The organism is Polaromonas sp. UBA4122, assembly GCA_002381615.1.
Classification (GTDB): domain Bacteria; phylum Pseudomonadota; class Gammaproteobacteria; order Burkholderiales; family Burkholderiaceae_C; genus Polaromonas.
On the sequence record DFWY01000074.1, the window covers coordinates 1 to 20,356 of the forward strand.

23 protein-coding genes and 1 pseudogene are annotated in these 20,356 nt (G+C 60.9%); 23 read left to right on the forward strand and 1 reads right to left on the reverse strand.

Features of this window, described 5'->3' with window-relative positions; all coding sequences use genetic code 11:
* From B3F77_RS09425 to B3F77_RS09480, 12 genes and pseudogenes are all read left to right on the forward strand, one after another.
* A pseudogene (locus B3F77_RS09425) lies at nt 1-462 on the forward strand (hypothetical protein); the annotation flags it as partial.
* 35 nt (nt 463-497) lie between these two features.
* Nucleotides 498-2,318 (forward strand): single-stranded-DNA-specific exonuclease RecJ, encoded by a 1,821-nt coding sequence (gene recJ, locus B3F77_RS09430; RefSeq protein ID WP_293604709.1) that lies wholly within the window; start codon nt 498-500, stop codon nt 2,316-2,318.
* Nucleotides 2,319-2,747: 429 nt separating this feature from the next.
* The gene (locus B3F77_RS09435) at nt 2,748-3,101 is read left to right on the forward strand and encodes a HesB/IscA family protein (protein ID WP_293604710.1); all 354 of its coding nucleotides are present in this window, start codon (nt 2,748-2,750) and stop codon (nt 3,099-3,101) included.
* The gene (sufB, locus tag B3F77_RS09440; protein WP_293604711.1) at nt 3,098-4,534 is read left to right on the forward strand and encodes a Fe-S cluster assembly protein SufB; all 1,437 of its coding nucleotides are present in this window, start codon (nt 3,098-3,100) and stop codon (nt 4,532-4,534) included. Before B3F77_RS09435 ends, sufB begins: the two co-directional genes overlap by 4 nt.
* Nucleotides 4,531-5,322: a Fe-S cluster assembly ATPase SufC gene (sufC, locus tag B3F77_RS09445; protein WP_293604712.1), complete on the forward strand. Its 792-nt coding sequence runs from the start codon at nt 4,531-4,533 to the stop codon at nt 5,320-5,322. Before sufB ends, sufC begins: the two co-directional genes overlap by 4 nt.
* Entirely contained in the window at nt 5,319-6,641 is a 1,323-nt protein-coding gene (sufD, locus tag B3F77_RS09450) for a Fe-S cluster assembly protein SufD (RefSeq protein WP_293604713.1), read from the forward strand. The genes sufC and sufD overlap by 4 nt, the downstream gene beginning before the upstream one ends.
* Entirely contained in the window at nt 6,638-7,906 is a 1,269-nt protein-coding gene (locus B3F77_RS09455; protein ID WP_414702991.1) for a SufS family cysteine desulfurase, read from the forward strand. The genes sufD and B3F77_RS09455 overlap by 4 nt, the downstream gene beginning before the upstream one ends.
* Complete coding sequence (sufU, locus tag B3F77_RS09460; RefSeq protein WP_293604715.1) at nt 7,903-8,403, forward strand: Fe-S cluster assembly sulfur transfer protein SufU; 501 nt, start codon at nt 7,903-7,905, stop codon at nt 8,401-8,403. The genes B3F77_RS09455 and sufU overlap by 4 nt, the downstream gene beginning before the upstream one ends.
* 36 nt (nt 8,404-8,439) lie before the next feature.
* On the forward strand, nt 8,440-9,000 hold the full coding sequence (locus tag B3F77_RS09465; protein ID WP_293604716.1) for a NifU family protein: 561 nt from the start codon (nt 8,440-8,442) through the stop codon (nt 8,998-9,000).
* Between the two features lie 205 nt (nt 9,001-9,205).
* Nucleotides 9,206-10,396 carry an NnrS family protein gene (locus tag B3F77_RS09470; protein ID WP_293604717.1) on the forward strand — a complete coding sequence of 397 codons (1,191 nt, stop codon included), beginning with the start codon at nt 9,206-9,208 and terminating at the stop codon, nt 10,394-10,396.
* 34 nt (nt 10,397-10,430) lie between these two features.
* A complete protein-coding gene (locus B3F77_RS09475; RefSeq protein WP_293604718.1) occupies nt 10,431-10,895 on the forward strand; it encodes an RrF2 family transcriptional regulator in 465 nt (154 codons plus the stop codon).
* Between the two features lie 414 nt (nt 10,896-11,309).
* Complete coding sequence (locus tag B3F77_RS09480) at nt 11,310-11,507, forward strand: YgaP family membrane protein (protein ID WP_293604719.1); 198 nt, start codon at nt 11,310-11,312, stop codon at nt 11,505-11,507.
* A 105-nt stretch (nt 11,508-11,612) separates the two neighbouring features.
* Here B3F77_RS09480 and B3F77_RS09485 read toward each other — a convergent pair whose 3' ends face one another.
* A complete protein-coding gene (locus B3F77_RS09485; protein ID WP_293604720.1) occupies nt 11,613-11,870 on the reverse strand; it encodes a hypothetical protein in 258 nt (85 codons plus the stop codon).
* Nucleotides 11,871-12,059: 189 nt separating this feature from the next.
* On the opposite strand from B3F77_RS09485, the gene B3F77_RS09490 reads away from it, so the two are divergent.
* From B3F77_RS09490 to B3F77_RS09545, 11 genes are all read left to right on the forward strand, one after another.
* Nucleotides 12,060-12,194: a hypothetical protein gene (locus tag B3F77_RS09490; protein ID WP_293604721.1), complete on the forward strand. Its 135-nt coding sequence runs from the start codon at nt 12,060-12,062 to the stop codon at nt 12,192-12,194.
* 193 nt (nt 12,195-12,387) lie between these two features.
* Nucleotides 12,388-13,248 (forward strand): 3',5'-nucleoside bisphosphate phosphatase, encoded by an 861-nt coding sequence (locus tag B3F77_RS09495; protein WP_293604722.1) that lies wholly within the window; start codon nt 12,388-12,390, stop codon nt 13,246-13,248.
* Nucleotides 13,218-14,153: a DMT family transporter gene (locus B3F77_RS09500; protein WP_414702992.1), complete on the forward strand. Its 936-nt coding sequence runs from the start codon at nt 13,218-13,220 to the stop codon at nt 14,151-14,153. Before B3F77_RS09495 ends, B3F77_RS09500 begins: the two co-directional genes overlap by 31 nt.
* Nucleotides 14,154-14,171: 18 nt before the next feature.
* Complete coding sequence (locus B3F77_RS09505; protein WP_293604724.1) at nt 14,172-14,807, forward strand: L-threonylcarbamoyladenylate synthase; 636 nt, start codon at nt 14,172-14,174, stop codon at nt 14,805-14,807.
* A 33-nt stretch (nt 14,808-14,840) separates the two neighbouring features.
* Complete coding sequence (locus B3F77_RS09510) at nt 14,841-15,509, forward strand: site-2 protease family protein (protein ID WP_293604725.1); 669 nt, start codon at nt 14,841-14,843, stop codon at nt 15,507-15,509.
* Nucleotides 15,506-16,852: a tryptophan--tRNA ligase gene (locus B3F77_RS09515; RefSeq protein WP_293604726.1), complete on the forward strand. Its 1,347-nt coding sequence runs from the start codon at nt 15,506-15,508 to the stop codon at nt 16,850-16,852. The genes B3F77_RS09510 and B3F77_RS09515 overlap by 4 nt, the downstream gene beginning before the upstream one ends.
* A gap of 423 nt (nt 16,853-17,275) precedes the next feature.
* Nucleotides 17,276-17,713 carry a universal stress protein gene (locus B3F77_RS09525; RefSeq protein ID WP_293604727.1) on the forward strand — a complete coding sequence of 146 codons (438 nt, stop codon included), beginning with the start codon at nt 17,276-17,278 and terminating at the stop codon, nt 17,711-17,713.
* A 283-nt stretch (nt 17,714-17,996) separates the two neighbouring features.
* The gene (locus tag B3F77_RS09530) at nt 17,997-18,344 is read left to right on the forward strand and encodes an ArsR/SmtB family transcription factor (RefSeq protein WP_293604728.1); all 348 of its coding nucleotides are present in this window, start codon (nt 17,997-17,999) and stop codon (nt 18,342-18,344) included.
* Between the two features lie 133 nt (nt 18,345-18,477).
* Nucleotides 18,478-18,678, forward strand: a complete 201-nt coding sequence (locus B3F77_RS09535; RefSeq protein ID WP_293604729.1) for a YgaP family membrane protein — start codon at nt 18,478-18,480, stop codon at nt 18,676-18,678.
* 104 nt (nt 18,679-18,782) lie between these two features.
* On the forward strand, nt 18,783-19,820 hold the full coding sequence (locus B3F77_RS09540) for an efflux RND transporter periplasmic adaptor subunit (protein WP_293604730.1): 1,038 nt from the start codon (nt 18,783-18,785) through the stop codon (nt 19,818-19,820).
* 36 nt (nt 19,821-19,856) lie between these two features.
* On the forward strand, nt 19,857-20,356 hold a 500-nt coding region (locus B3F77_RS09545; protein WP_293604731.1), incomplete at its 3' end, for an NAD(P)/FAD-dependent oxidoreductase.

Genomic DNA, 20,356 nt, shown 5'->3' on the forward strand with positions numbered 1-20,356 from the left:
CGGGTGCTGAGCCGCAATGTGGACGCCTGGCTGCCTGAGGGGCACGGCGGCAGTAATTTGCGACGACTGCAAAACGAAATGCAGATGCTGCTCTACACCCACCCCCTGAACGATGTGCGGGCTGGTCGGCGGCAGTTGCCGGTCAATTCTTTCTGGCTCAGCGGCACGGGCGCCTTGCCGGCAGGCAGCGGTAACGCCAAGGACAACATCAGCGTGCCGCGCAGCCTGGCCCTGGCCGTTTTTAACGATGACTGGGCCGCTTACGCGCAGGCTTGGGTCGCGCTGGATGCTGGCGAGGTGGCGCATCTGCTGGCCCGCCAGCGTGCCGGCGAGACGGTGCGGCTGACGCTGTGCGGAGAACGCAGCGCCCAGACTTTTGCATCCAGCCATGCCGGCCTTTTCACCCGAATCTCAAGCTTTTTAAGCTCCAAGCCCATATGGAACGTGCTTGAGCAGCTATAAAAATCATAGTAAAACACAAGCTTCCACATCACATCATGAAAATTCAGGTACGCGACGTGCCGCCGCGCAGCGTCTGGGCGCTGCAGCAGGCGGGCATTCACCCCTTGCTGGCGCAGCTCTTTGCGGCGCGGGGCGTTCACTCGATGGACGAACTCGACGACGGGCTGGCCAAATTGCTGCCACCCGCCTCGCTGCGCGGAAGCCGGGAAGCCGCCCAGCTGCTGGCCGATGCCATGGCCGCTGGCAAAAAAATCTGCGTGGTCGCCGACTATGACTGCGATGGCGCCACCGCCTGTGCCGTGGCGCTGCGGGGCTTGAGACTGCTGGGTGCCAAGCATGTCAGCTACCTGGTGCCGGACCGTGTGATTGACGGCTACGGCCTGACGCCGCCGATTGCCGAGCGCGTCAAAGCCAGCGGTGCCGACCTGCTGGTGACCGTGGACAACGGCATTGCCAGCATCGACGGTGTGGCCCGGGCCAAGGCGCTGGGCCTGCAGGTGCTGGTGACCGACCACCACCTGCCCGCGCTTAAAGACGGGCGGGTGGTGTTGCCGGCCGCCGACGTGATCGTCAACCCCAACCAGCCCGATTGCGGTTTTGAGAGCAAATCCATCGCCGGGGTGGGCGTGATGTTTTATGTGCTGCTGGCGCTGCGCGCCGAGTTGCGCCAGCGTGGGGTGTTCGATGCGACTCCGAGCGACGCCGGGCCGCCCCAAGGCGCGAGCGCCTCCTCGGGGGGCAGCGTAGTACACGCAGTGACAAGCGTGGGGGCCAAGGTACCTCAGCCGAAGCTCGATACGCTTCTTCCCCTTGTCGCCCTCGGAACCGTGGCCGACGTCGTCAAGCTCGATGCCAACAACCGGCGCCTGGTGGCGCAGGGGCTCAAGCGCATCCGGGCCGGCGCCCTGCCGGCGGGAATTGCCAGCCTGTTTACCGCTGCAGGCCGCCAGGCGCCTGTGGCGACCACGTTTGACTTTGGCTTTGCGCTCGGTCCGCGCATCAATGCGGCGGGCCGCCTCGCCGACATGACGCTGGGCATTGAGTGCCTGCTCACCGACGACGCAGCGCGGGCCGACGAACTGGCCAAAATGCTGGACGGCATCAACCGCGAACGTCGCGACATCGAGGCGGGCATGCGCGAGCAAGCCCAGCTGGCGGCCGACGCGATGATTGACGAGGATGAAGAACCGCCGCCGGCCATTGCGATCTTTGACCCGGAATTCCATGAAGGCGTGGTCGGCATCGTGGCCTCGCGCATAAAGGACAAACTGCACCGGCCGACCTTTGTGTTTGCCGCCAGCCAGGCGCCGGGCAAGGAGCATGAACTCAAAGGCTCGGGCCGCTCGATTCCCGGCTTTCACCTGCGCGATGCGCTGGATCTGGTGGCCAAACGCTGCCCCGGCGTGTTGCTGCGCTTTGGCGGCCACGCCATGGCTGCCGGCTGCACCCTTGCCGAAGAACACTTTGAGGTGTTCGAGCAGGCGCTGCAGCAAGTCGCCCACGAGTGGCTGGACGCCGCCACCCTGACGCGCCGCATGGACACCGACGGCCCGCTGGCGCCCGAGTACCGGCGTGCCGACCTGGTGGACACGCTGCACAAGGAAGTCTGGGGCCAGGGTTTTGCCGCGCCCACCTTCAGCGAAGAAGTCGAGGTGGTGTCGCAGCGGCTGGTGGGTGAAAAGCACCTGGCGCTCAAGCTCAAGCACCAGGGCCAGCCGGTGGACGCCATCTGGTTTGGCCACACCGAGCCCCTGCCCGCGCGGGTGACACTGGCTTTCCGGCTGGATGCCGATGAATGGCAGGGCGTCAAACGGCTGCGGTTTCTCGTGGAAGCGGCAGAAATTCAGGTGTTTTAGGGCAGTAGCCCAATCAGCACGGGCGTAAATTGCTATTAACTTTACAGCAACCACAAACCATTCGAAGTGAAGATCGACCCCGCGCAGATCCTCAGCAAATGCCCCCGACAGGAAAAGGGTGTCATGGAAGGCTCCCAGCTGGGTCGGCTGGCCTGAGTCGCTATGTATTTGGTAGCTATTCTCGCCCGTCCTATAAGGGCCAGAGCCATAATTCTTCAATAAAAAGCAGGCCGTCTGTCCCAGCAGCGTCCCGAGGTCGGCAACAGGCCAGGCGTTGACAACCTCCGTCCAATCTATAAGGTATAGAATTAATACATCTTTCAGATTTGAGCACGAAAGGAGTTCCTGAAGTGAGATTCCAAACCCGCTCTTCGAGGCTGGGACAAGCCCCAAGAGGGTCACTTTCGACGGCCCACGAGGACTTGAACCATGACGATCACACTGACTGAAGCGGCTGCGAAACAGATCCGCTCACAAATTGCCAAGCGCGGCAAAGGCTTTGGGCTGCGTGTCGGCGTCAAGAACGTCGGCTGCTCGGGCTTTGCCTACACCTATGAGGTCGCCGACGAACTGCGTGCCGACGAGCAAGGCTTCGAAGGCCATGGCGTGACGCTGGTGATAGCCCAGCAAAGCCTCGCCACCCTCGACGGAGCGTGTCTCGACTTTGTCACCGAAGGGCTGAAGCAGTCCTTCAAGTTCGACAATCCGAACGTCGGCAACACCTGCGGCTGCGGCGAAAGCTTCAGCCTGAAGGCGGGCGCCGGCAAAGGACGGCTCACATGAGTTCCTTGCTGCAAAACCTCGTCAACCAGCCCTACAAGCATGGCTTCGTCACCGACATCGAGTCGGATGTCGCCGCCAAGGGACTGAATGAAGACACGATCCGCCTGATCTCGGCCAAGAAGAACGAGCCCGAGTGGCTGCTCGAGTTCCGCCTGAAGGCTTTCCGCCACTGGCTGACGATGACGGAGCCGGAGTGGGCCAACGTCAAGCATCCGAAGATCGATTTTCAGGCGATCAGCTACTACTCGGCGCCCAGGCCCAAGCCTAAGCTGAACAGCATGGACGAAGTCGATCCGGAGTTGCTGCGCACCTTTGAGAAGCTCGGTGTGCCGATGCACGAACGCGCGGCGCTGGCGGGCGTGGCGGTCGATGTGATCTTCGACAGCGTCTCGGTGGCAACCACCTACAAGGCAAAGCTCGCCGAGGTCGGCATCATTTTCGGATCGATCTCCGAGGCGGTGCAAAACCACCCTGAACTGGTGAAAAAGTACCTCGGCACCGTGGTGCCGACGGGCGACAACTATTACGCGGCGCTGAATTCGGCGGTCTTCACCGATGGCTCGTTCTGCTTCATCCCGAAGGGCGTCAAGTGCCCGATGGACCTGTCAACCTATTTTCGCATCAACACCCAGGACACCGGGCAGTTTGAGCGCACCCTGATCGTGGCAGAGGAAGGCGCCTCGGTGTCTTACCTCGAAGGCTGCACTGCGCCGAAGTTCGACACCAATCAGTTGCACGCTGCGGTCGTCGAACTGGTGGCGCTCGACAACGCCGACATCAAATACTCGACAGTGCAAAACTGGTACGCGGGCGACGAGACTGGCCTGGGCGGCATCTACAACTTCGTCACCAAGCGCGGACTGTGCCGGGGCGTCAACTCGCGCATTTCATGGACCCAGGTGGAGACCGGATCGGCGATCACCTGGAAGTATCCGTCGTGCGTGCTGCTTGGCGACAACTCGGTGGGCGAGTTCTATTCCGTCGCGGTGACGAATCACCACCAGCAGGCCGACACCGGGACCAAGATGATCCACATCGGCAAGAACACCCGCAGCACCATCGTCAGCAAGGGCATCTCGGCGGGCCAGTCGAGCAACAGCTACCGCGGTCTGGTGAAGGTTTTGCCCACGGCCGCTGGCGCACGCAACTATTCGCAGTGCGACTCGATGCTCATTGGTGCGCATTGCAGCGCCAACACTTTCCCATACATCCAGGTGCGCAACCAAAGCGCCACGGTTGAACATGAAGCGTCAACGTCGAAGATTGGCGAAGACCAAATGTTTTACTTTGCGCAGCGCGGCATCGGGGCCGAGGAAGCCGTCTCGATGATCATCAACGGCTTCTGCAAGGACGTATTTCGCCAATTGCCGATGGAGTTCGCGGTCGAAGCCACCAAACTACTCGGGATCAAGCTCGAAGGGAGCATAGGATGATTGTTCAAAACAGCAAAACACTGCTTGAGGTTAGCGGCCTGTGCGCCACCGTCAACGGCATCGAGATTCTCAAAGGTCTGGACTTCACCGTGAAGCGTGGGGAAGTCCACGCGATCATGGGGCCCAACGGCTCGGGCAAGAGCACCTTCGCCAAGGTGCTGGCGGGCCACACGGCGTATCAGGTGACGGCTGGCGAGGTGCTGTTCGAAGGCCGGAACCTGCTTGAGATGGCGCCTGAAATGCGCGCCCGCGCCGGCCTCTTCCTGGCATTCCAGTACCCGATCGAGATACCCGGTGTGGGCAACAGCCAGTTTCTGCGCCTGGCCTACAACACGGTGCAGGCCGGGCGCGGCCATGACGAGCTTGACCCGCTTGAGTTCGACGATCTGGTGCGCGAGAAGATGAAGCTGCTCGAAATGAGCCCCGAGTTCCTCGAGCGCAGTGTCAACGAAGGCTTTTCAGGCGGCGAAAAGAAGCGCAACGAGATCCTGCAAATGGCGCTGCTGGAGCCCAGCCTGGCCATCCTCGACGAAACCGACTCGGGGCTCGACATCGACGCGCTGCGGGTGGTGTCGCAAGGCGTCAACCACCTCGCCAGCAAGGACAACGCCATCGTGCTGGTCACGCACTACCAGCGCCTGCTGAACTACATCGTTCCCGACTACGTGCATGTGATGAGTGGCGGCCGCATCATCCGGACCGGCGGCAAGGAACTCGCGCTCGAGCTGGAGGAGCGCGGCTACGACTGGATTGAGGCCGAAGCAGAAGCCGCAGGGGCTTTGTCATGAGCAACGAAACCGCCGTCGCTTGGGGGTACCTGGAAGGGCTACTCGCCGGCCAGGCGCAAGCGTCGGCCGCGCTCGCGTCACCGAAGTTGGCGTGGCTGAATGCGCTGCGCGCCGAAGCGCTTGAGCGCGTCGGCGTACTCACGCTGCCAACAGCGCGCGACGAAGCCTGGCGCTTCACCGACATTTCAGCGCTGACCCGGTACTCGTTTCATCCGCTACGCACGCCGACCTCGTTGCAGGCCGACGACATCAAACCCTTCTTCATCGAAGAGGCGACGACCCGGCTCGTCTTCGTTGACGGTGTTCATGCGTCGCGGCTTTCCAGCATCGACGCTGAGGCTGGCATCGTCGTCAGCCCGCTATCGTCAGCGGTCCAGGCGCATGCCTCAGACATTGCGCCGCATCTCGGCCAGCACGCGCCATTCCATGACAAGCTGTTTTCGGCACTCAACACCGCCTTCCTGCACGACGCTGCCGTGGTCATCGTGCCGCGTGAGACTTCGGTCGCCACACCGGGGCATTTGCTCTTCCTCTCGACGCAGCCCGACGTTGCCAGCCACCCGCGTATCCTGCTGGTTGCCGAGACGGGCAGCGCGGTGACGCTGATTGAAGACTACGTCGCCTTGCACGAAGGCGCGTACTTCACCAACTCGGTCGTGGAGGTGTCGGTGGGTGCGAATGCGCAGGTCGAACATGTTCGCGTGCAGCGCGAGAGCGGACACGCCTTTCATATGGCCAGCTGCGCGGTGTCGATCGGGCATGCGAGCCGCTATCACTCGGCCAGCATCGCACTCGGCGCACAAATTTCCCGACTCGACCTTCATGTCGTGCAAACAGCCGAGGCGGCGCAATGCTCGCTCGACGGGCTGGCGCTGATTGGGGCGCACCAGCTCGCCGACACGCACACCTTCATTGATCATGAGAAGCCGTATGGCGTGAGCCGCCAACTGCACAAATGCATCGTGGGCGGTGCCGCGCACGCGGTCTTTAACGGCAAGGTGATGGTTAGACCCGGCGCACAGAAAACCGATTCGGCGCAGTCGAGCCGCAACCTGCTGCTAACGCCCCAGGCGATGGTGGACACCCAGCCGCAACTCGAAATATTCGCCGACGACGTCAAGTGCACGCACGGCGCCACCGTCGGGCAGCTCGACAGCGAGGAAGTCTTCTACCTGCAAAGCCGCGGTCTTTCGGAAGCTGCGGCGCGCAATCTGCTGACCTACGCATTCGGTGCCGAAGTCATCAAGCGCATTCCCATCGCATCACTGCGACGGCAGCTTGAACAGACGGTGCTCGACCAGACCACAGGCCAGCCATGATGAACACGCCTAAGGACTTGACGGTGCCCACGCCCCCTTCGACGCCCGGTTTCGATGTCGCGCGGATTCGCGCTGATTTTCCGATTCTCAAGCTCACGGTCGGCGGCAAACCGCTGGTCTATCTTGACAACGCGGCATCGAGCCAGATGCCGCAGCCGGTGATCGACCGCCTGGTGCGCTACCAGACGACAGAGCACGCCAATATCCATCGCGCGGTGCATTACCTGTCAGAGACCGCCACTACCGCCTACGAGGCGGCGCGCGTCAAGCTCCAGCGCTTCATCAACGCGCGCGAAGAGCGCGAAGTGATCTTCACCAGCGGCACCACCGACGGCATCAACCTCGTGATGCAGGGCTGGGGCCGCAAGTTCATCAACGCCGGTGACGAAATCATCCTGACCGTGCTGGAACACCATTCGAACATCGTGCCGTGGCAGATGCTCGCAACCGAAAAAGACGCAACGATCCGCGTCGTGCCGATCAACGACGCCGGTGAGTTGCTGGTTGACGAGTACGAAGCGCTCTTCAATGAACGCACGCGCTTCGTCAGCGTCGGCCACATCTCGAATGCGCTGGGCAGCATCAACCCGGTCAAGCAGATGATCGCATTCGCGCATGCGCGCGGTGTGCCGGTGCTGGTCGATGGCGCGCAAGCCGCGCCTCACCTCGCGGTCGATGTGCAGGATCTGGACTGCGACTTCTACGCGTTTTCGGGCCACAAGCTATGCGGCCCGACCGGCATCGGCATCCTGTATGGCCGCGCCGCGCTGCTTGAGCAGATGCAGCCTTTCAAGGGCGGCGGCGACATGATCCACACCGTCACTTTTGAAGAGACGACCTACAATACAATTCCGCACAAGTTCGAGGCCGGAACCCCGCCGATCGCCGCAGCCATCGGCTTCGGCGCCGCGGTGGATTACCTGTCGGCCATTGGCATGCCGGCCATCGCAGCGCACGAGCAGGCCTTGCTGCGCTATGCCACCGAGTGGCTGGGCGAGCTGCCGGGTGTGCGCCTCCTCGGCACGGCCCAACACAAGGCTGCGGTGCTGTCGTTTGCGGTCGAAGGCATCCACCCGCATGACGTCGGCACCTTGCTCAATCAGGAAGGTGTCGCGGTGCGCACCGGCCACCACTGTGCACAGCCCTTGATGAAGCGGCTGGGCGTGGTGGCCACCGCGCGCGCCTCTTTTGCGTTCTACAACACGCTGGCCGAGGTTGACGCGCTCGTCGCTGGCATTCGCAGCGTTCAAAAGGTATTTGCATGAGCGCCGACCCCAAAGCCTTGTACCAGGAGGTGATCCTTGACCACAACCGCAAGCCGCGCAACTACGGCGTGCTCGAACACCCCAGCCACCATGCCGAAGGGGTGAATCCGCTGTGTGGCGACCACATTCACGTCGCGCTCGACCTTGCCGGTGACAGCATCAGCAACATCGCCTTCCAGGGCGAATCGTGCGCCATCTGCAAGGCGTCAGCGTCGATGATGACGGTGGCGGTCAAAGGCAAGAGCTTGGGCGACGCGCAGACCTTGATCCACGAGTTCGTCAACATGGCCACCGGCCGACTCGACGCCAAGAGCGGCCAGCTCATCGGCCCACATATCGGCCGGCTGGCGGTATTCGCTGGCATCAGCGAACTACCGATGCGCGTGAAATGCGCGATCCTGCCGTGGCACACGCTGCAGGCCGCGTTCAACGCCGAGCCCAGCACGTCAACCGAGCACGATGCGGATCCGATGCACGCACCGATCGGCGACGCCTGAGGCGACCCGTGGTGGTTTCACGTACAAAACATTGACATGCCGAAAATCGCCGACATCGAAAAGACGCCGAACCCGAACGCGATGAAGTTCAGCTTGCGCGAGCCCCTCACCTGGGGCGTAACGCATTCGTATGACAACGCCGGGCAGGCCCAAAACGACGCGCTGGCGCGCGCGCTGTTTGCGATTGCGCACGTCACCAACGTCTTCTATGTCGACCGCTGGCTCACCGTCACGCAGGACGGCCTGGCCGACTGGGAGCAACTGGCACGCGAGATTGCCGTGCCCTTGCGTGCTGCCCCGGCGGCGAGCGATCAATCGACCGCAACGGTTGCGGCGGCCAGGGCCAAATTCGCGCATCTGAGCGAACACGACCAGCAACGCCTGGACGATATTAACGTGCTGCTCGACCTGGAGATTCGTCCCTATCTGCAGGGCGACGGCGGCGACCTGCATATTCTCAGCCTCCACGGCAACCAGCTCACCGTTCACTACCAGGGCGCGTGCGGCACCTGCCCGAGCTCGATTTCCGGTACGCTGCGCGGCATCGAAAATCGGCTGCGGACGATCGAGCCCGGCATCGAAGTCATCGCGGCCTAGCAGCCTGTCGAGCTTGCGAAGCGTCAATGCGGTGTCACTGACCAACCGCACCACTTCATTGACTGTTGACATGGGATCAGGTCGCACGTTGACAACGCACACGGCTTTCCTATAAGATACATAATAAATACAGCTTATAAAACTTCAATCCTGGATCACCTTACTGCCGAGCGCGGTGCTGAGCGATCCGATCGAGAAAAACCGAATGCCAACAGCAGATCTACGCACCAAGAACGAAGCCCCCCAAAGAATTCACGCAGCCCCGAGCCTGCGGGCGTTCCTCGAACTCGCTTTTCGGCCGTTTTATCTGGCCGGCAGCGCGTGGGCGCTGATCGCGATCGGCATCTGGATTTACACCCCCCAAGTACTGACCGGGCCGCTACAAGGCCTTGCCTGGCACGCGCATGAAATGCTCTGGGGCTTCATCGCGACGATTGCGGTCGCCTTCCTGATGACGGCCGGCGCCAACTGGACCGGGATCAATCCCATGAAAGACGGCGCGCTGGCCACCGCCTGCGGGCTATGGCTGGTGGCACGAATCGGCTTTCTGGCTGGCGGCAACGGCCTGTTTTGGGTGGCGACGGCGGCCGAGCTCGGCTTCTTCCTGCTGGCTGCGGTGGCGATGATGCGCGCGGTGATACGCGCCAAGAACGCGCGCAACTACGCTGTGCCTTGGCTGCTGGTCGGCCTGGGCGCGGCTGACGCTTTGTACCTGCTGGCTGCGCGCGGCGGCGACTATGCACTGCTGATGCAACGTTTCAACGCCGGGCTGCTGGTGATGGCGCTGATCGCGCTGCTGATCAGCCGACGCGTGATTCCGTTCTTCGCCATGCGCGCTGTCACTGGCCTGACGATTCCAAAACACACCCGCTCGGGCCAGCTGCAGCTTGCCGCGTGCGCTGCCGGGGTGGTTTTTCTGCTGGCCGGCCTGCGGGTGGCAACAGCCGTCGCGCTCGGCCTGGCAGGCGCGCTGTCGCTGCTGCAGGTGGTGACCTGGAAGCCTTACGCAGTGCGCGGAAACCCGTTGCTGTGGATTCTCTATGTCGGCTATACCGGCCTGGGGCTCGGTCTCTTGATGGCCGCGTGCGCGGCTGCTGGCGTATCCCTGCCGCGCGTGCTGCCGGTACACATGATCGCGATGGCGGGCTTCTCGGTGTTGATCATCGGCATGATGACGCGCACTTCGCTCGGCCACCTCGGGCACCCGCTCGCCAGCGACCGCAGCATGCGCGTCAGCTATGGGCTGATGCTCATTGCCGTTGCGTTGCGCCTGGTGGCCATCGCACCTTCGGCCTTCAGTCTGCTGGCGCTGCAGCTCTCGGCGGCAGCGTGGATCGCTGCACTCGCGCTCTACCTCTGGCGCTTCGCGCCGCTGATGATCCGGCCGCGGCAATGAAGCGAGCAGCCCACTTCTCGCACCGGAGTTCGCCATGCGCCTGACCACAATGACCGACTACGCCATCCGCCTGCTGATGTACGTCGGGCAACATCCCGAGCGCCTGTGCACGATCTCGGAAGTGGCGCACGCCTATGAAATTTCCGAGGCGCACCTGATGAAGATCACCCATCAGTTGGGCATGTCCGGCTGGCTGGAAACCGTACGCGGAAAGGGCGGCGGCATGCGGCTCGCGGCGGCCCCGGCCGACATCAACCTGGGTGGCGTGGTGCGCAGCGTCGAGCCCGATTTCTTTATCGTTGACTGCCTCGCCAGCGACACCGTGTGCCTGTTGACCGGGAACTGCCAGCTGACCGGCATCATCAGCGGCGCACTACATAGCTTCCTGCAGTACCTCGATCGCTACACGCTCGCCGATCTGCTGGCACCGGCCACCGAAAGCACCGCCCAAATCTGGCCGGTGACCTTTGGCAAGCGTCCGAGCGTTTCGGCATGCTGACGCCCTGCGTTCACTCGCCATCCACAGCCCCATCCACACCGATACTGCATTGATCCCGAAGTCCATCGATTCATCCGTTCCGAACATCGAGCGTAAAGCCGTGCTGCTCGACCGCAGCTGACTGCGAGCGAGACGATGCACTTCGTCAACGACCCCGCTGCCAGGTCAGCTCCAGGCGCGCCATGGCGACGCGGTGGCCATGGAGTCCCGTCAGCGCGAGTCGGCTGCCCTTATGATCGCCTTCATCAGGCACTGACAGCCGCTACGCCAGCGCCGCAAGACCGGCCTCGCCCCGCCTGAGCGCGGCGCCGGGAACTGCGGCTGTGTGACGCAAGTCACAGACCATGGGCGCGACAACGCGTCCAATACGGCCATTAACCCCTTCTTTAACCACTTCTTACCAAGGAAACAGCCATGAAATCCAACGTTGGCGGCATCGACCGCATCCTGCGCATCGTCCTCGGTCTGGTCCTGATCGGCCTGGCCGCCACCCACACCGTCGGCCTGTGGGGCTGGATCGGCGTCGTGCCGCTGGCCACCGGCCTGATCGGCTGGTGCCCGCCCTACGCCTTGTTTGGCTGGAACACCTGCTCCATGAAAAACAGGTCCTGACACGCCAGGCTTGAACAAGCCCTGGACAAACCGCAGCGCGGCAAAGTCACATGCGCGGCGGCGTCATGGCGGACTTCCAGCCTTGCCGGCTTGCCTGATTAGCTATTAATTTAATAGCTGTTTGTGCCCGTCGTACATGGGCTTTAGGAACAAAAAGCTTAAAAAATCCGTTCCGATGGCTGCGGCTGAGCACAGCTTGCCGTCTTCAAGCTTGATCGGCTCAAAGGTCTTGAGCAACATCATGCCGTTTGTCGTGTTGCCCTGGTCCAGCAGACCGGTCATGTCCACCACCGAAACGCCGTAGGAGTCAGCAGACGCAACTGGGTACTTCCTGCTCGTTACCGGATCGGTCCAGAGCTTCACGGACTGGCAGCAACGTTGGCCAGCACCTTCAGCAAGAAAATCGAGGTGGTGTCACAGCGGCTGGTGGCTGAAAAGCACCTGACCTTGAAGCTCAAGCACAAAGGTCAACCGGTGCAGCCTGCGCCATAGAGTGCTTGTCTGACGGCTCTTGGGTGGAGCTTCCTACAGCCGGTCACTGGCGGGGCGGCAATGATCAGGTTTCATAAGGCGCCCATATCGGAGCGTCCAACAACACCCCAAGGACAGACCATGAACACCATCATTTACATCGTAGGCCTTGTTGTCATCATCGGCTTCATCCTGTCCTACTTCGGTTTCCGCTGAAGCTGCGTTTGAAAGGTTTTCGCCGGTTCAGCCTTTGCTAACAGGCGAAGCCAGCTATTTAATTGATAGCAACTGTCAAGTTAAGCCGCTTGGACCTGACCACCAGCCCATCATCGGCCAAGCAGCGAATATGGGAATTGTGGGCTTGACAGGTGCCAGAGCGCAGCAGTGTCGGAAAGCCTAAAATAGCCCGGTGCCTCCTCAAAACATTCTTAACGCTGATCTTCATTGCCATTCCGTCGTGTCCGACGGCACACTGACCCCTGAAATGCTGGCTGAGCGCGCCAAAACCAACGGCGTGGAGTTGTGGGCTTTGACCGACCATGACGAGATGGGCGGCCAGCACCGCGCCGCAGCAGCGGCCAAGGCGCAAGGCCTGCCATACCTCACCGGGACCGAGATCTCCGTCACCTTTGCCAATGAAACCGTACACATTGTGGGCTTGGGGTTTGACCCGGACGATGCCGAGATGCAGCAAGGGCTGCGCAACACACGCAGCGGCCGCGAGCAGCGCGCCATGCAAATGGCCGAGTCACTCGCCAAAGCAGGCATCCAGGGAAGTTTCGAAGGTGCGCTGAAATTTGTCGGCAACCCCGAACTGATTTCGCGTACCCACTTTGCCCGCTTTCTGGTGGAGTCTGGCGTCTGCAGGGACACCTCCGAGGTGTTTCGCAAGTATCTGACTGAAGGCAAACCCGGCTATGTGCCGCACCGCTGGGCCGCACTGCGCGATGCCGTGACCTGGATCACGAACGCGCACGGGATTGCCGTGATTGCCCATCCGGGCCGCTACAAGTTCACGGCCAACGAAGAGTACGCCCTGTTTACCGAGTTCAAGGCGCATGGTGGTCAGGCCGTCGAAGTCGTCACCGGCAGCCATACCAAGCAGGAATTCGTGAAATACGCAGAAACCGCCAAGGAGTTTGGACTGGCCGCCTCGCGCGGGAGCGACTTCCACAGCCCCGATGAGAGCCATACCGATCTGGGAGCCCTGTCGTTTCTAATGGGCGACCTCACACCGGTATGGGAACTGCTTGCAGGTCGCATCCAGTGACGGCCGGCCACGCAAGAACCGCGCCTCACGCTCTGGCAGGCATTGCGCTTCTGGTGGCCGCCCTGGCCTGCTTTGCCGTACTGGACACCACCACCAAATTCATCTCCTTAAGCGTGCCGGTGCTGATGGCGTTGTGGTTTCGCTACGCGTTTCAGGCGATAGCCACCACCGTGGCCGTGCTGCCCAAGCGCGGCTGGGCGCTGCTGCAAACCGCACATCCCAAGTTCCAGTGTCTGCGCGGCGTGCTGCTGCTCACCAGCAGCGCTTTGGCATTTTTCAGCCTCAAGTACATGCCGGTGGGCGAGTTCACCGCCATCGTCATGATCACGCCGCTGGCCATTACCCTGCTGGCTTCGCTCACGCTGGGTGAACGGGTTTCCGTGTTGCGCTGGGCCTTGGTCATTGGCGGCTTTGTGGGCACCCTGATCATCATCCACCCAGGCGGCAATCACTTTGACTGGACCATGCTGCTGCCGCTGGGCCTGGTGGCCTCGAACGCATGGTTCCAGATTTTGACCAGCCGGCTTGCCAGGACCGAAGACCCTTTCACCATGCATTTTTATACTGGCTGGGTGGGTACGCTGCTCGCTTCACTGGCCCTGCCTTTTGTCTGGACTTCGCTGGATTCCTGGACGCTTTGGGCTGGCCTGTGCCTGATGGGTTTCATGGGAACGGTGGGGCATTTCATGATGATTCTGGCCTATACCCGTGCGCCGGTGTCCACCCTCACGCCCTTCCTCTACGCCCAGATCGGCTTTGCCATGATAGGCGGCTGGCTGGCGTTTTCACATGTCCCCGATCAGTGGTCCATGCTCGGCATTGGCATGATCGCAGTCTGCGGTGCGGCAGGCGCCTGGCTCGCTGTGCGCGAGAGCCGGGTCACCATTCAACCCCCTGAATCCTGAGGCGCTTAAGATATTTGCATGGCCCAGTTTTTTGAAGTTCATCCTGAGAATCCCCAAGCACGCCTGCTCAAGCAAGCAGTGGCCCTGCTGGAGCGCGGAGGCATCGCAGCCGTGCCTACGGACTCCAGCTATGCCCTGGTCTGCCAACTGGACGACAAGGCCGCGGCCGACAGCCTGCGCCGCATCCGCGGTGTGGACGACAAGCACCATCTCACCTTGCTGTGCCGCGATTTGAGTGAGTTGGCCAACTACGCACGGGTCGACAACAAGCAGTACCGCCTGCTCAAGGCGGCGACGCCCGGGCCTTACACCTTCATTCTTGAAGCCAGCAAGGAAGTGCCGCGCCGCGTCAGCCACCCGTCCCGCAAAACCATTGGCTTGCGCGTGCCCAAGCACAAGGTCTTGCAGGCCCTGCTGGAATTGCATGGCGGACCCCTGTTGGCCACGACACTCATTCCGCGCGGAGAAACCGAGCCGCTCAACGATGCACACGACATCCGTGACCGGTTGCAGCAAGAACTGGCCGCCGTGATTGACGCGGGCGCCTGCTACCAATCGCCCACCACCGTGATTGACTTGACGGCCATGGCCGACGGCGGCGAGGCGGTGGTGATCCGGCAAGGCCGTGGCGATCTGGCGGCGCTGGGGCTGTAGCTGAACACCAGCCGCGTCTGAGACAATCTAACAATGGATATTGCCAACCTGATTCAAACCGTCGCCATTTATGCGCTCCCCGTGCTGTTCGCCATCACGGTGCACGAAGCCGCACACGGCTATGTGGCCCGCCATTTTGGCGACAACACGGCTTACATGCTGGGCCGTGTCACCCTGAACCCGCTCAAGCACATCGACCCGATCGGCACCATTGCAATGCCGCTGCTGCTCTATTTCGCAACCTCCGGGGCTTTTCTGTTTGGTTACGCCAAGCCGGTTCCGGTGAATTTCGGTCAATTGCGCAACCCCAAGCGCGACATGATCTGGGTCGCTCTCGCAGGCCCGGGTGCCAATTTGATCCAGGCCTTGTTGTGGGGCATTTTGTTGTACCTGCTGCTAGGCGCCGCCGTCACCGAGCCTTTTTTCATCAAGATGTGCCAAGGCGGCATATTGGTCAATGTCGTGATGTTTGTCTTTAACCTGTTCCCGCTGCCGCCGCTGGATGGCGGCCGCATTCTGGTCGGCCTGCTGCCCTACAAACAGGCCGCGCTGGTTTCACGCGTCGAGCCCTGGGGCTTCTTCATCGTGATGGCACTGATCATTTCCGGGGTCATCACCAAGCTGTGGCTGCTCCCCCTGATGTCACTGACCTTTGCTTTTATTGATATCGTGTTAACGCCTCTGTCCATGCTGGTGAGATGATGACAAACAGACAAACTGACGCCAGCCAGCGTTCCAACCCAAGCATCTCGCCGCTGCGCTATCTGACCGGCATCACCACCACGGGCGCGCCCCATCTGGGCAATTTCGTGGGCTCCATCCGCCCCTCGGTGGCCGCCAGCCGCCTTGCCGATGTGCAGAGCTTTTACTTCCTGGCCGACTACCACGCGCTGATCAAATGCGATGAACCGGCGCGCATCCAGCGCTCCACCCTGGAAATCGCGGCCAGCTGGCTGGCCGCCGGGCTGGAACCGGAACGCGTGACGTTTTACCGCCAGTCCGACATTCCTGAGATTACCGAGCTCACCTGGTTGCTGACCTGCGTCACCGGCAAAGGCGTGCTCAACCGCGCCCACGCCTACAAAGCCGCCGTCGACAAAAACCAGGCCGCCGGCAACGACCCGGATGTCGATATCAGCGCGGGCCTGTTCATGTACCCGGTGCTCATGGGCGCCGACATCCTGATGTTCAAGGCGCACCAGGTGCCGGTCGGGCGCGACCAGATCCAGCACATTGAAATGGCGCGCGACATGGCGCAACGCTTCAACCATCTTTATGGCGAACACTTTGTGCTTCCCGAAGCGGTGACTGAAGAGTCCGTGGCGCTGCTGCCTGGTCTGGACGGTCGCAAGATGAGCAAAAGCTACGACAACACCATTCCCCTGTTCACGCCGCGCGAGCAATTGCGCAAGCTGATCGCCGGCATACTGACTGACTCGCGTGCGCCGGGGGAGGCCAAGGAGGTCGAGGGCTCCGCGCTGTTCCAGATTTACCAGGCGTTTGCCAGTGCCCCCGAGGCGGCCGCGCTGCGCCGGGCCTATGCCGACGGCATCTCCTGGGGCGACGCCAAACAGCTGCTGTTCGAGCGCATAGAGCGCGATGTGGCGCCCATGCGCGAGCGCTACCACGCGATGATCAACGATCCAGCCAAGATTGAAGCGTTGCTACAGGCCGGCGCCGAGAAAGCGCGCGCCGTGGCAACCCCGTTCATGCGCGAGTTGCGGCAAGCGGTGGGACTGCGCAACCTGGGCGCTCTGTCCGCCGCGGCCCCAAAAAGCAAAGCTGCCAAAACCGCTGCACCGGCTTTCAAGCAATACCGCGAAAAAGACGGCAAGTTTTATTTCAAACTGCTCGATACCAACGCCAGAGTGCTGCTGCAAAGCCAGGGTTTTGAATCGCCAAAAGATGCCGCGCTCACCATTTCAATCCTGCAAAACGAGGGCTCAGCCGCACTGGCCGCGTTGCAGGGCAAGGTAGAGGCCGCCCAAGGCATCTCGGCCGACGAACTGGATACGGCCCTGCAATTTTTTGCGACCTCGCCATAGGGGCCGGCCGGACAAGGGAAGCGTCGGCTGCAAATCGGCTGCAGCAGTCCAATTTTTGCTTTCGACGTCCCAGGTTCGACAAGCTCCTGGTTGTAGAGTTGCTGTAAATTGTTTTCGTCAAAGCGGGAAACTGGAGGCGTGCAGCCCAAGGCTGTGTGGGGCCTGCGGGCGTTGCAACAGGCCAGGAACGCCGGTATCCAAGCGGTGCGCTCGGCCCTGTTTGCACAGGCTCTGCCGTAAGTCTTGGACACATCCCGACCACCCGCTCTACTGTTGCTACGCCGGCGCCAGTCGACACTTCTCTACATTGCGGTTTTTGATGTGGATCAAACGAGTGTCATTATGGAAAAACTAGACTGAAACTGATTCATTCCAAAAAGCTTAGGTTGGCTTTGGCGATGGATTAACCTCAAGGAGAAAAAAATGTTCACGCATCTTCTATTGCCGACCGATGGTTCCCAGGCGTCCGAAGCCGCGATTCAAAAAAGCATCCAGTTCGCCAAGGAGGCCCATGCCAAGGTCACCGGCGTACATGTGATCCCGGAATTCCATGTGCTCACCTACAAGACCGCGATGCTGGAGGATACTAGGGAACAATTCGCCAAAGACTGCAAGGCCCACGCCGCCCAATTTCTCGCGGTGATAGAAAAAGCCGCAAAAGAGGCTGGCGTAGCGTGCGAAACGGCGTATGTAATCAGCGACTATCCTTATGAAGCGATCGTCAAGATGGCCGAGGACAAGGGTTGCGACCTGATCACCATGGCCTCGCATGGCAGGAAAGGCGTGAAAGGCTTCTTGTTGGGCAGCGAGACCCAAAAAGTGTTGGTCCATAGCAAGAAACCGGTGCTGGTATTTCATTAAGCGGCACGCGACCGGCCGAGTCTGTGCTTGTGTGTAACGGATAAAGAAGCGTCCTGCTGTCAGTATCAAATTCAAATGTGATTCACGTGGCCGCCTCTGGATGATGGCATGCCAGTACGCAGAGGTGCCGCGACATGCCGCAGTGAAGCGCACACCGACAGCGCGCGAGTTCAAGAAGTAAATGCATCAGCATTGACCCATTTCAATTAATATATTTATATTGTATTTACATATATAATGTTTATACGTAGACTGTTACTCGCAGTAATGAATGATGGCTCTCATGACCGCTCCTGATCTCAACGTTGAACAAATGCGCGAAGCCGCTGGCCAAGCCACTGCAATGCTGCGTGTGCTGGCGAACGAAGATCGCCTTCTGCTGCTGTGCCAGCTTACGCAAGGAGAGGTGTGCGTCAGTGAGCTGGAAGAACTGCTCGGGATTCGTCAGCCGACGCTGTCGCAACAATTGGGCATTCTGCGTAGCGAAGAAATTGTTTCAACAAGACGCGAGGGTAAAAAAATCTTTTACCAGGTCAGCGACTCGAGGGCGGTTTCGGTGCTGGCAACGCTGTATGGCTTGTACTGTCCTGCGCCAGCACCAAAGTCAAGGTCAGCGCAGTCGACATTGTGATGACGAAATTCGAAATTTTCATGATTTTCACAAGCGTACTGCAAATGAAAACATTACCTCAGGGCGGGCAGGATGAACTCTTTTTTCCGTAATGAACAAAAATCCATACTCAACTTTTAAAGCGGAATAGCCAATGGAAAAGAACGTGGGTGGCATCGACCGTACGGTGCGCATTATGGGGGGTCTCATCATACTGAGCCTGTTTTTTGTACTGAGCGAAGACTATCGCTGGTGGGCCTTGGTGGGTGCGATTCCGCTATTGACCGGTCTGATTGGATGGTGTCCCGCCTATCTTCCTTTCGGTATTCGCACCTGCAAAATGCGGAGGAGATAATGAAAAATTGCAATAGGTACCCGCTATCTGATCAAGCACTCTCGTCAGATCATCGGGCCCCGCGCTTTGGTGTTCTGGCAGCGGCACCTTTGTTTGCCGCTGTCATGCTATGGGCACTGGCACCGCATGCGCGCGCGGCCGAACCGGCGCCCGCTGCGCCTGCTGCGGCCTATGTGCTTGCCTATCGCGATGTTCCAGACCTTGTCAGCGCGGAGGGCGTGGTTGAAGCCGTCCGTCAATCGACGCTTGCGGCGCAAATACCGGGCCAGATTGTCGAACTCAGGGTCAAGGTTGGCGATAGCGTGAAGGCCGGCCAGGTTCTGGCACGTATCGACCCGCGCGCGGCGGAACAGGTGGTATCGGGTAGCCAAAGCCAGCTCGCCGAAGCCCAGGCAGGACTCACCAACGCCTTGCGCAGCTATGAGCGTAACAAGCAACTGTTCGCGCAAAAGTTCATCAGCAAGGCCGGGCTCGATCAGGCCGAGCTGGACTACAAGGCGGCGCAGGCACGGGTTGGTGCGTTGCAGGCCAACGCAGGGCAAGCTTCCACCGCCAAAACATTTACCACCATCACCGCGCCCTATGCTGGCGTGGTCGCAGCCACGCCGATCGAAGTCGGTGACATGGCGACGCCTGGGCGCCCGCTCGTCACCGTATTCGACCCCGCCAGCATGCGCGTCATTGCCACGCTGTCGCAGTCCAGTCTGCGCGACGTGAAGCTGCAGATGCCGGTCCAGGTCGAGGTGCCTGCCGCCAAGCTCCGCCTGACCGTGAAACAGGTCACGCTGGTGCCGCTGGCCGACAGCCGCACGCATACCGCCAAGCTGCGGCTTGAGCTGGACAATGCCGCCGGCCTGTTGCCCGGACAATTCGCACGCGTCTATTTCACCACCGGCGTGGCACGCAAGCTGGTCATCCCGGAGCACGCGGTGCTGCGTCGCAGTGAAGTGACAGCGGTCTATGTGCTGGGCACGGGCGGACAGCCGCAATTGCGGCAGATTCGTGTCGGCGACGCGTCCGTCGGCGGTTATATCGAAGTGCTGGCCGGTTTGCATGAGGGCGAGCGCATTGCACAAGAACCGATCAAGGCGGGTCTCGCGACAGGTGGAGTCACAAGCCCGGCAGGGTCGATAGAAAAATAGTCCGGATTTCCATTTAACTCAATACTTGGACACAACATGACTCATATCGTTATATTGGGTGCAGGTATCGGCGGCATGCCGATGGCCTACGAACTAAAACCCCTGCTTCGTCCGGGGGACCACATCACGGTGGTATCCAATACCAGTACCTTCCATTTCTTGCCTTCCAACCCGTGGGTAGCCGTCAACTGGCGCAAGCGCGAGGCGATTGAATTCGAGGTGGAGCCCTACCTGAAACGCAAGGGCATCGCTTTCGATGGTGCTGGCGCCAAGCGGCTCCACCCGGAACGCAATCAGGTTGAGCTGGGTGATGGCAGGATGCTCGACTATGATTTTCTGGTGATTGCTACCGGTCCAAAACTCGCCTTCGATGCCATAGAAGGCCTGGGACCCGATGGCTATACGCAATCGGTCTGCCATGTCGATCACGCAGTCGTCGCAGGTCAGGCCTGGAATAAGTTCGTGGACACACCCGGACCGATCGTGGTTGGCGCGGCACAAGGCGCGTCATGTTTTGGTCCCGCTTACGAGTTTGC